At 70.5% G+C, this 11,014-nt stretch carries 7 protein-coding genes; 1 reads left to right on the plus strand and 6 read right to left on the minus strand.

Features of this window, described 5'->3' with window-relative positions:
- Positions 1-25: 25 nt before the first annotated feature.
- The 6 genes from asnB to SNOUR_RS35850 form a co-directional block, all read right to left on the minus strand.
- Positions 26-1,960, minus strand: a complete 1,935-nt coding sequence (asnB, locus tag SNOUR_RS35825; protein WP_067355495.1) for an asparagine synthase (glutamine-hydrolyzing) — start codon at positions 1,958-1,960, stop codon at positions 26-28.
- A 3-nt stretch (positions 1,961-1,963) separates the two neighbouring features.
- Positions 1,964-3,550 (minus strand): Wzz/FepE/Etk N-terminal domain-containing protein, encoded by a 1,587-nt coding sequence (locus SNOUR_RS35830; protein ID WP_067355497.1) that lies wholly within the window; start codon positions 3,548-3,550, stop codon positions 1,964-1,966.
- A complete protein-coding gene (locus tag SNOUR_RS35835; RefSeq protein ID WP_067355500.1) occupies positions 3,547-4,944 on the minus strand; it encodes a Wzz/FepE/Etk N-terminal domain-containing protein in 1,398 nt (465 codons plus the stop codon). Before SNOUR_RS35835 ends, SNOUR_RS35830 begins: the two co-directional genes overlap by 4 nt.
- Positions 4,941-6,236 (minus strand): glycosyltransferase family 4 protein, encoded by a 1,296-nt coding sequence (locus tag SNOUR_RS35840; RefSeq protein WP_067355502.1) that lies wholly within the window; start codon positions 6,234-6,236, stop codon positions 4,941-4,943. Before SNOUR_RS35840 ends, SNOUR_RS35835 begins: the two co-directional genes overlap by 4 nt.
- Complete coding sequence (locus SNOUR_RS35845) at positions 6,226-7,551, minus strand: nucleotide sugar dehydrogenase (RefSeq protein WP_067355504.1); 1,326 nt, start codon at positions 7,549-7,551, stop codon at positions 6,226-6,228. Before SNOUR_RS35845 ends, SNOUR_RS35840 begins: the two co-directional genes overlap by 11 nt.
- Positions 7,552-7,630: 79 nt before the next feature.
- A complete protein-coding gene (locus tag SNOUR_RS35850; protein ID WP_067355506.1) occupies positions 7,631-9,109 on the minus strand; it encodes a sugar transferase in 1,479 nt (492 codons plus the stop codon).
- A gap of 1,396 nt (positions 9,110-10,505) precedes the next feature.
- On the opposite strand from SNOUR_RS35850, the gene SNOUR_RS35855 reads away from it, so the two are divergent.
- Positions 10,506-10,724 carry an MbtH family protein gene (locus SNOUR_RS35855; RefSeq protein ID WP_039638827.1) on the plus strand — a complete coding sequence of 73 codons (219 nt, stop codon included), beginning with the start codon at positions 10,506-10,508 and terminating at the stop codon, positions 10,722-10,724.
- Positions 10,725-11,014: the final 290 nt, after the last annotated feature.

Raw genomic sequence — 11,014 nt, forward strand, 5'->3', positions numbered from 1 at the left:
GAACTCCCCTGAATCCCCTGAATTCCTAAGCCGTCAACCGAGTGCTCCGCCCGGACCCAGAGGTCGCGTCGCGATACCAGTACTCGAGGGTCAGCACATGCCACAGATGCTTGGAGAAGTCCCGCTGTCCGGCGGCGTCCTCGGCGACCATGCGCGCCAGCGCGTCGCGCCGCAGGAACCCCTCCCGTACGAGCACGCCGTCATGGACCACCTCGCGCACCAGCGGCGCCAGGTCCCGGCTCATCCAGGCCCGCAGGGGGGCGCTGAACAGGCCCTTCGGCCGGTAGACGATCTCCCGGGGCAGGACCGAGGTGGCCGCCTCCTTGAGGACGGCCTTGCCCTGCCGCCCGACGATCTTGCGGTCGCCGGGCACCGCGAACGCCGCCTTGACCACCTCGACGTCCACGTACGGCACCCGCACCTCGGTCGACGCGGCCATGCTGGAGCGGTCCGTGTACGTGAGGTTCAGGCCCGGCAGGAACATCCGGGCGTCGCCCAGGCACATACGGTTGACGAAGTCGTCGAGGTCGTTGTCCTCGTAGACGTCCGCGTGCTCGGTGAGCACGTCGTCGACCGTCCCGGCCAGGTCCGGGTCGACGAGCGCGAGCAACTCCTCCTGGTCGTACATGGTGTAGCTGCGTCGGAACGCGGTCTCCTCCGGCAGGTCCGCGAAGGACAGGAACCGCTTCGCGAAGCGCACCGACCGGTACCCCCGGCGGGCCGTGGCGACCGGCAGCAGGTCCACGGCCCGGGACAGGCCGCGCCGCAGCGGCCGCGGCACGCGCTGGTAGCGCAGCGCGATCAGGTTGGCCAGGTGCTTGCGGTACCCGGCGAACAGCTCGTCGGCGCCCATCCCCGACAGCATCACCTTGACCCCGGCCTCCCGTGCGGCCGAGCAGATCAGGTACGTGTTGATCGCGGCCGGGTCGCCGATCGGCTCGTCCAACGCGTACGTCATCTGCGGCAGCAGGTCGAGCACGTTCGGCGCGATCTCGATCTCGTGCAGGTCGACGCCGAACCGCTCGGCGACCTGCCGGGCGTACCGCAGATCGTCGGGCATCGCCTCGAACCTGGCGTCCTCGGCGCGGAATCCGATCGTGTAGGCGGAGATCCCGGGCTGGTGGCGGGCCGCGAGCGCGGTCAGATAGCTGGAGTCGAGCCCGCCGGAGAGGAAGGTCGCCACGGGCACGTCGGAGAGCAGATGGCGCCGGGTCGACTCCTCGACGAGCGCCGCCAGGTCCGGGCGCTCCCCGCTGCGGGCCCGCTCCCGGCCCTCGGCGGCGACGTCCTTCAGGTTCCAGTAACGGCCGCGCTCCACCCGCCCGTCGGGCCGGAACCGGATCCAACTCCCCGGCGGCAGCTTCTCCGCCTCGCGGTAGGCGCAGCGCGAGTCCGGCACCCAGTAGTAGAGGAGCGAGGCCACCAGCGCCGCGGGGTCCACGTCCAGCGCCCCGCCGGTCGCGGCGGCCAGCGCCTTCAGCTCGGAGGCGAACGCCAGACCCTCGCCGCGCCGGAGCAGGAACAGCGGCTTGATGCCCAACTGGTCGCGGACGAGCACCAGTTCGCCGGTGCGCTCATCGAAGATCCCGAACGCGAACATGCCGCGCAGCCGGGGCAGGCAGTCCGTGCCCCAGCGCCGCCAGGACTCCAGCACCACCTCGGTGTCGGAGGAACCGCGGAAGCGCACCCCGGCGGCCGCCAGCTCGGCACGCAGCTCGGGCGCGTTGTACAGCTCGCCGTTGTACGTCAGGACGAGGCCGCCCGAGACCATCGGCTGGGCGCCCGTGTCGGACAGGTCGATGATGGCCAGCCGACGGTGCCCGAGGTGCACTTCGCCGTCACCGGCGGGGTGGCTGTACCGGCCCGCCCCGTCCGGACCGCGGTGGGCGAGGGTGTCGGTGAGCCGGTCGGTCACGACCTTCCCGTCCGGCCATCGGTAAGTCCCTGCGATGCCACACATGTCCTACCGCGCCTCCTGGTCGTTGTCCGGGACCCGTCCCCGAGCCCTCAACTCCTCCCCCGGCCGTCGGCCGGGAGGGGCCCCCAGAGCAGGGGAGGCCCCACTGGCCCACGTCGGCTGCCGCTCCGCCCGCCGCCGGCCCGTCCCGTTCTGCCGGGCCGGCCGCTCGTGCTGGCCGCGCAGCGCGGTCTCCAGCCCGTCCCACAGCGTGCCGTCGGTCCGATCCCGCGGATCGGGGTCGATCAGCACCACACCGATCACCGCGATGCGCTGGTCCGCGAGCTGTCGCGCCACGGTGTGCAGCCAGGCGGCGCTGCCGTGCCCGGCACGCACGACGAGCACGGTCCGGGTGCCGAGGTACTGGAGGTCGGTCCACGCGGTGCCGGGCGCGACCGAGCCGACGCCGAGTCGGCGTTCCTCGTGCGACACGGCCGCGGCACGCTCGCCGCTGACCACGCTCGGGCCTCCCGGCTTCGAGCGGCGGCCGGCGAGCTGCGCGCCGGGCAGACCATCGATGATCACCACTGGCCCGTCCGGTGCCAGGGACCCGGCGAGGTCCAGGGCGATCTCGCTCGTGCTGCGCGCACAGCCCAGTTCCAGCAGCGACACCGGTTCCTCGGCGCCGCGCGCGGTGCGGGCCAGGGACACGACGAGCCGTTCGCGTGCCGCCCGGCTCCGTCGGCGCTGCCACAGCCTGCCCGGCCGGCGGGGCAGCTCCGCGATGACCGAGGCGCCCAGGTTCGCCGCGATGTCCCGGCGCAACACGGGGCGGTCCGCCACCACCACGCCGACCGCGGCCAGCACGAGCCCCAGGACGAGTCCGAGGGCGAGCCCGATCGCGGCGTCGGTGACGGCGGCCTTGAGCAGGGACTGCTGTACCGCGCGCGGGGCGTCCACGATCTGCGTGCCGGAGACGACCCGGGGCGTGCCGGTGCGCGCCTCCTCGGCCCGCTGGTCGAAGTCGGCGATCCGCGAGTTGAGCTCGGCCCGGCGGGCGAAGCGCGACTCGACGCTCGCGGAATCCTTCGGATCGCTGTTCGGCGCCCGGTCCCCGATCGCCTTGTTCACCTGGGCGAGTTCCTCCCGCATGCGGTCACGCTGGTCGTCCAGGGCCTTGGCCTCGGCCTTCGCGGCTTCCCACATCCGCCGTACATGGTCCGCGACGAACGCATCGGCCAGCGCCTTGGCGCGGGCCACCGCTGCCGCGTCGCTGTCACCTGTCACATCGATCTGCAGCAGGTTGTTGGTCAAGCCGGTCCCGTGGTAGTCCCGCATGAAGTCCTCGGGTTTTTCCCGGGACTTGAGGGTCCGCAGGGCCTGGTCGGCGATCCGCGTGGTCCCCAGCAGCGCGACGTCGGTGCGGATCAGCGTCCCGGGGTCGTTCGGCTGGTCCTCCTGATGCGCGACCAGCACCTTGGTCACCGCGGCCGGCGGCGACGGCAGCAGGACCGCCACCGCAGCGCCGACGAGCAGCCCCAACAGCGCCATGGCGCACCAGAGGCGGCGCCGCCTGCGCACCGCCACCACCAGCGCCTGCAGGTCCAGCAGCGGAGCGGTGGCCGACGACTCCGACGTCGTACTCGTCGTCACGCGGAACCTCCCGCCGCCCGGCCGCGGACCGCGAGCACCAGAGTGGCGTCGTCCGGTGGTCGGCCGGGCGACTGCGCCGGACGGGCCCGGACCGTGCCGGCGACGACGATGCCGACGACCTCGTGCCCGGCGTCCGCACACGCCTCGGCGATGCCGGCGAGCTCGCCTGCGGTCCGGCTGCCGGCGCTGAGCACGACCAGGGCACCGGACTCGTTGTCGCAGTCCGGCACCATCGGCCGGTCCACCGAAACCGCCACCACCCGCAGCATGGGGTATCCCCTGCTCGAAGAGGACGAGGAAGGATCGCTCTCGGCCTCGGCGACGAGCCGTCCGGCGGCCCGGCGGGCGATCTCGTCGCCGTCCGGGACGACGACCAACAGCCGCCGGGGGGCTGGTAGTTGCTCCAGAAGGCGGGCGCACACCCGGCGGTAGCGGATCTGCCTGTCGGCCTCGTCGCCGGACGTCTGCGGGGCGGGTGTGTCCCACCTGGTGTCGACGCCCAGCAGCCGGCGGATCCGGGTCCGCGGGCCATGGCCTTCCGGCCGCTGCGCGGGCCGTTCGTCAGGTACGTCGACGGTACCCAGCAGCACCGAGCCCAGCGCCGCGGCGATCTCCGGCTCGGCGCGCAGTCGGCGACTCATCCGTGCGGCGGCGAGATGGCCGATGACCGCGAGCAGGAAGAACACCAGCGCCCCGGCGAGGGTGAGCTGCACTCTCGTCGGCGGTGCCTCGCCGGTCGGCCTGGTCGCCGGACCCATGACGACCATGTTGGCCTTGTTGGCAGTCGGGGCGGCCTGGTCCAGTTTGTTGACGGCCTCCTGCAGCGCGGTGCGCAGCTTCGCGAGCTCGGTGCGGGTCTGCACGCTCTCCACGGTCCGCCCCGGATCGGCCGCACCGGCCAGCTCGGTGATGCGGCGGCTGGTCTGCACCACCATCTGCCGCAGCGCCTCGGGCCGCGCCGCCGCCTCGGGGTCGCTGTTGTCGCCCCCGATCCGTGCGGCGAATGTGACGAACTGCCGGACCACCTGGTCGGAGAGTTGCTGTGCGCGCTCCGGGGTGTCGGCCGTGCCCGAGATCGTGATGATGTTCCCGTCGGCGGCCTTGGCGCTCACCCGATCCCGCAGCTCGCTGCCGCCGACCCCGGTCCAACCGAGCGTGGCGGCCGCGCGGTCGAGCACCGTCGAACTGGTCGAGATGTCCACCTGGGTCAGCAGCTCGCGCTCCTCCCACTGCCCCGGCAGCAGTACCGATGCCGACGCCGTGTAACTCGGCGGGATCAGCGCGGAGGTGCCGTAGCCGACGAGCGCACCCACCACGGCGAGGACGGCGAGAAGCCGCCATCGCCGACGGATGATCCGCCCGATCATGGCCAGGCGTATCGTGTCATCGCTCAACGGCCGGGCCTCCGCCCTGCCCGGTCCGGGTCGCCCGCCGGCACCGGAGCGTGGTCACGGCAGGCAGCGGCGTACGCGGCGAGCAGCGACGCCTGCGAGTTCCGCCAGGAGAGCGGCCCGCCGATCCGCTCCTGGCCGATCCTGCCCATCCGGGCCCGCTTCTCCGGATCGTCCAGCAGCAGCGCGATGAGCTCGGCGAATGCGGCCTCGTCGTTGGCGGGCGCGTAGACGGCGGCGTCACCGGCGGAGACTCGCGCCTCCCGGAGGTCGAACGAGACGATGGGCCGGCCCATCGCCATGTACTCCAGGACCTTGTTCATGGTCGACACGTCGTTGAGCGGATTGCGGGGGTCGGGGGAGAGGCACACGTCCGCGGTGGACAGGTGGCGCACCAGGTCGGCGTCCGGAATGCGCCCGGTGAACTCCACCTGCTCGGAGAGTCCGAGCCGCCGGGACAGTTCCACCATCGCGTCGAAGGCGTCGCCGGCGCCGACGAACACCGCGTGCCAGTCGGTCCGCCCGAGCTCGTCGCGCAGCTTCGCCAGCGCCCGCAAGGCGTAGTCGACGCCGTCCTGCGGGCCCATGACGCCCAGGTAGCACAGCAGATGAGGTTTGCCGCGCTTCAACTCCGGTTCGGCAGGGACCGGTTGGAACCGTTCGACGGCAGGCGCGCTGCGCACCACGAAGACGTCCGCCGGCCGCTTGCCGCCACGGCGCACCGCGACGTCCCGGTAGCTCTCGTTCGTGGCGAGCACGACGTCCGCGGCCCGGTAGGTCCGCCGTTCCAGTGCGCACACGGCGCGGTAGAGCAGATCTCTGCCGCGGTCGAACCGGGAGAGGTACAGCTCGGGTACCAGGTCGTGCTGGTCGAAGACGAACCGCGCGCCGCGCCGCTTCAGCCACAGTGCCGGCAGGAACAGCAGGTCGGGCGGGTTGCAGGCGTGGACCACGTCGACCGGGCCCACCTTGCGGGCCAGCCGGGCCGTGTGCCACAACGCCGATCCGTACTCCCGCAGATAGCCGGCCGGTCCTCCGGTGGCCGCGCGCAACGGGTAGCGGTGGATCCGCACCCCGTCGATCTCCGCCTCCGGCTCCGTGTCCCGCTTCTCCCCCCGGGGACAGATGACGTGCACCGCCCAGCCCGCGTCGCGCAGCGTCGTGCACTCCTGCCACACCCGCCGGTCGAACGGCACCGACAGGTTCTCCACCAGGATCAGCGCGCGCCGGGTCGCCCGGTCGCCGCCGGCTATGTCACCAGACGATGTGTCACTGAACGATATGTCACCAAGCAAGGCCCATGTACCCCGGTTCGGCCCGGCGCGCCTCGGCGTCGGGAAGGCGGATGAGGTCGACGATCACCGGGCCGCCACCATGGGGCAGCGCTGACACCACGGCCGGATCCCTGGTCCCGACCAGGCACACCTCGGCGTGCTCCAGCACCTCTGCCACGGAGTCCGCGAGCAGCTGCGCGAGATGCGGCAGCCGGGTCTCGATGTACTCGCGGTTCGCGCCGAGCAGCCGGGAGAGGCTCACGTTGGCGTCGTGGATCCGCAGGTCGTACCCCTTGCCGAAGAGCGTCTCCGCCAGTTCGACGAGCGGGCTCTCGCGCAGGTCGTCGGTGCCGGGTTTGAAGGACAGCCCGAACAGGCCCACCCGGCGCTTGCCGGTGCGCTCGACCAGGTCCACCGCGCGTTGCAGATGGTCGGCGTTGGAGGGCAGCACATGGGCGAGGATGGGCACCGAGACATCGGCCCGCTGTGCGGCGTGGACCAGGCTGCGCAGGTCCTTCGGCAGGCAGGAGCCACCGAAGGCGAAGCCGGGCCGCAGGTAGGCGGGGCTGATGTTCAGCTTGCGGTCGGCCAGGAACACGTCCATCACCTGGTGCGAGTCCACGCCGAGTGCCTGGCACACCGCGCCCAGCTCGTTCGCGAAGCCGATCTTGAGGCCGTGGAACGCGTTGTCCGCATACTTGATCGCCTCGGCCGTCGGGATCGGCACCCGGAACACCTCGCCGGGCAGGCCGTCGTACAGCGCCCTCACCGTGTCGCCGCTGGCCGGGTCGAGCTCGCCGATGACGGTCTTGGGCGGGTCGAAGAAGTCCCGCACGCTCGTGCCCTCGCGCAGGAACTCCGGGTTGACCGCGACCCCGATGTCCACCCCGGCCGTGCCGCCGACGGACTTCTCCAGGATCGGCACCAGCAGGTTCAGACAGGTACCCGGGAGCATGGTGCTGCGGAACACCACGGTGTGCCGCCCGCTGCGCCCACCGCGGTCCGCCAACGCGGCGCCGATCTGCTCGGTGACCCGCTCCAAATACGTGGTGCACAGGCTGCCGTTGGGCTCCGACGGCGTGCCCACGCAGACCAGCGACACCTCGCTGCCCCTGATCGCCTCGCGGACGTCGCCAGTGGCACGTAGCGCTCCGGTCCGCACGACCTCGGCGATGAGCTCGCCGATCCGCTCCTCGACCACCGGGGCCTTGCCGTCGTTGACCAGGTCCACCTTCACCTGGTTGACGTCCACCCCGATGACCTCGTGACCCATGCTGGCCAGGCACGCGGCCGACACGCAGCCCACGTAGCCGAGCCCCAAGACGCTGACTCTCATGACTGGTTCCTCCCCCCAGGCAGGCCCCTCCGGCCTGCGGTTCCTGCGCCGGCCGTACGACGTCGCCGCCCCCCGCGCATCAATAGGCCCCCTGCCCTTGGAGCACCGCACGCAGCGTCTTCCACAAGATCACTGTGTCGAGGGCGAGCGACCAGTCCTCCACGTACCGCAGGTCCAGTCGGACGGCCTCCTCCCACGGCAGGTCACTGCGTCCGCTGATCTGCCACAGACCGGTGAGTCCGGGCTTGACCAGCAGCCGCCGCCGGATGTCCGGGCCGTACGCGGCGGACTCCTCCGGCAGCGGCGGCCGCGGACCGACGAGCGACATCGATCCGGTCAACACGTTGAAGAGTTGCGGGAGTTCGTCGATCGAATACCGGCGCAGCACCGTTCCCACCCGGGTCACCCGCGGATCCCGGCGGAGCTTGAACAGCGGCCCGGCGCCCTCGTTGCGGTCGGCCAGTTCGGCACGTGCCCCGTGCGCCCCGGCGACCATGGTGCGGAACTTGAGGATGGTGAACTCGCGGCCGTCCTTGCCGACCCTGCGCTGGCGATAGAACGCCCCGCCCCGACTGTCCACCAGTATGAGCAGCCCGACGAACACCATCAGCGGCGCGAACAGCATCAGCAGGACCGCCGCGCCCATCCGATCGACGACCTCTTTGACCGCCCGGCGCCCCCCGGTGAAGGTCGGCATGCTGACCCGCAGCAGCGGTATCCCGAGCACCGCGTCGACGTGCAGCCTCGGGCCGGCCACTTCCATCAGCACGGGGGCCACGACCATCTCGGCATCGCTGCCTTCGAGGTTCCAGGCCAGCCGCTGCAGCCGGTCCGGTGACCAGTGCGGGTCCGGTGTGACCGCGACGACACGATAGCCGTCGCGGCGGACGTGGCCCGCGACGTCCGCCAGTCTGCCGACGACCGGCACTCCGTCCAGTTGGTCGCCGTCGAGCCCGAGACCGTCCGTCGTGCACACCGCCTCCACTCGCCAGCCGAGGTGCGGGAACTTGCGGGTCCGGGTGATCAGGTCGTGCACGGTGGCCAGGCTCCCGGCAGCGAGCACCGGCCGCAGGCACCGTCCTTCCTTCCGCTGTTTGTGCAGCCAGAGGCGCAGCAGATAGCGCGCGGTCATGGTGACGAGCGCGATCGCGGGGATCGCGACGAAGATCCAGAGCTTGATGTTGCGCGAGGCGAGGGCGATCCCGCCGAGTGCCAGTACGACGGTCGCCGTGAACAGTGAGCGTCCGAGCCGACGGAATTCCTCGGCGCCCTGGCCGAGCACGGCCGGAGCCCACGACCGGCTCACCGCGAGCGTTCCCAGCACCAGCAGCTCGGTGCAGAATGCGAGAATTCCCCACTTCTCGTGCCAGTTGGCCGCGTCCCGGGCCCCGAAGAAGATACCGATCGCCGCCACCACGAAGGCGGTGGCCGCGGTGTCGCTGGCGATCACGGTACGGCGGTACCGCTGCTCCCAGTCGATCGCGGGCTGGCTGATTTCCCCCTCCACCGGACGCCCGGGCGCCGATAGAAACGGGCTGACCAATTCCCCCTGCTGCACAGACCCCCCCAGGTCGTCAGTGGGCTCGACATGTTCGCTCCACACGGTTTCCTCCCCCCGGGAGGCCCGTGCCCCCCGCACTGTTCCCCCCTCGGGAGGCCCCCGCCCCCCGCACCGCGCTGTTCCTCTCCTAGGGAGGCCCCCGCCCCCGTGAATGACATCCCGGCTATTGCGGCGCTACTGGAACACCCCACCCAGGCGGCAGCGGACTCGCCCGTCCTGCCGGAGTGTGGAGGTATGTGAGAACCCGTCGAAACCTCGGGCTCCCCACACCCAAGGCCCCTCGCGGGCGCCAAGAATTGATCACCCCCACGTCAGGCGTGGGGGACATGACTGCTGACTTGCGGCAACGCAGGAGCTAAAGATCACGATTTGTCGCCTCGTGTCATGTGAAGCAGGGTCAATGTAGACCATCGAGGCCCGCCCTGAAGAGGGGAATGTGTGCAACTTGTGCCCAAACTTTGAAGCCGATCCACCAAATGATCACCACCTGCGGTGTGTTGACGGCGAAGACATGCCCTGTGGCCTGCGATGACGGGACTTCTCCGGGCTGCCGGCACCGGTAATCCCGAGGTGTTCCAGTACTGCCAACCGGCCCGCACTCAGCGGCGCTTCGCCAGGTTCCGGCTCGGATGAGGTTCCTGGTGCGAGCGGTGTGGGTGGTGCGGATGTTGCGGATGGTGTGAGTGTTGTTCCAGCGGTCCAACATCGCTGTGCGTGAAGGGCAGTTGGAGATCCAGGACTTCGCGGGAGCCGGGGATTCCGACGGCGGTTCGACCGGCGGCCACCGTGCCAGGCGGCTCCTGTGCACCCCCGGGCAACCAGCTCATCGCGCGTCGGGCTCGGCCGGGCGAAGGGCCTCGGTGCTGACGCAAGGATCGCGCCGCACTGGCGTTCTAATCTTTGTTTACGCAAGGGCGTATTGACGGCGCATTGAGGCTTGTTTTGCGAGACAGGGGCGTGACGGAGCTTCAACGTGCCCTGGGTCGTGATGCATGTCGGGCGAGCCTGGGGCGCGTTGTCGACCTGTATGGAATGGGCCAGGTTGTGGCCGAATTTCGACCACCGCAGGTGGCCATGCGTGTGTCGCGGGCCACGCCTCGGTGTTTCTTTCTCGTAAATCGGCAGGTCGGTGACCCAGGGCGGAAAGGGTGAGCGATGGGTTGCTTAGCGGGAGGCGGACCACTGTTGCCGTGGTGGCGCGTGATCGCGTAGACAGGCCGTTCGATGAACTGGTCGGGTGTGAAGGTTTTGTGGTGTACCGTACTGACGCTCGCCCGATATCCGTACGGAATATCGGTCAATGCCGTAGCGCGTAGGCGGGGGCGGGGTGCGATGCGATCCCGATCATCCCCCGGTTTGCCGGTCAGCAGGAGGGAAGGAGCAGGGGGAAGCTATGGCCAACGTTTTTGACGATGAGTTTGCCCGATTCATCGTTCTGGTCAATGAGGAGCGTCAGTACTCGCTCTGGCCCGCCACCACAGAGGTGCCGGGTGGATGGCAGGTTGCGCGGCCGGAGGGGTCGCGCCAGGAGTGCCTGGAATTCGTCGAGTCCACCTGGACGGACATGCGACCGGCCAGTCTGGTCGCCGCCATGGAGGCTCAGGGCTCCTAGCCCATGGCCGTGACCAGGGCAAGTACGGCTGAGGCGCGCCCTGTTGAGGGCGCGCCCGCCGGTGGTGCCGTGCGGCCGTCGGCCTTCCTGTCCGCCATCGCCCGTGCCGGGCGGTGCTGCGCCTGAACAACAAATCTTCCGTATCGGCTCTCGCCGGTAACGCCAGTTCGTCATGCTCGGAAGAGATCTCCGGGGATTGCGGCCACGGCGATCGACGGTAATTCTCCGGGCCGTTGCCCCATGATTCATAGTGTCGCCTGACTCCGGGGGATCCGGGACTATTTCCCGTG

The organism is Streptomyces noursei ATCC 11455 (assembly GCF_001704275.1).
GTDB classification, from domain to species: Bacteria; Actinomycetota; Actinomycetes; order Streptomycetales; family Streptomycetaceae; genus Streptomyces; species Streptomyces noursei.

Coding starts and splice junctions, on each gene's coding strand:
- asnB (WP_067355495.1), bottom strand. CDS start 1,960: ATGTGTGGCATCGCAGGGACTTACCGATGGCCGGACGGGAAGGTCGTG.
- SNOUR_RS35845 (WP_067355504.1), bottom strand. CDS start 7,551: ATGAGAGTCAGCGTCTTGGGGCTCGGCTACGTGGGCTGCGTGTCGGCC.
- SNOUR_RS35855 (WP_039638827.1), top strand. CDS start 10,506: ATGGCCAACGTTTTTGACGATGAGTTTGCCCGATTCATCGTTCTGGTC.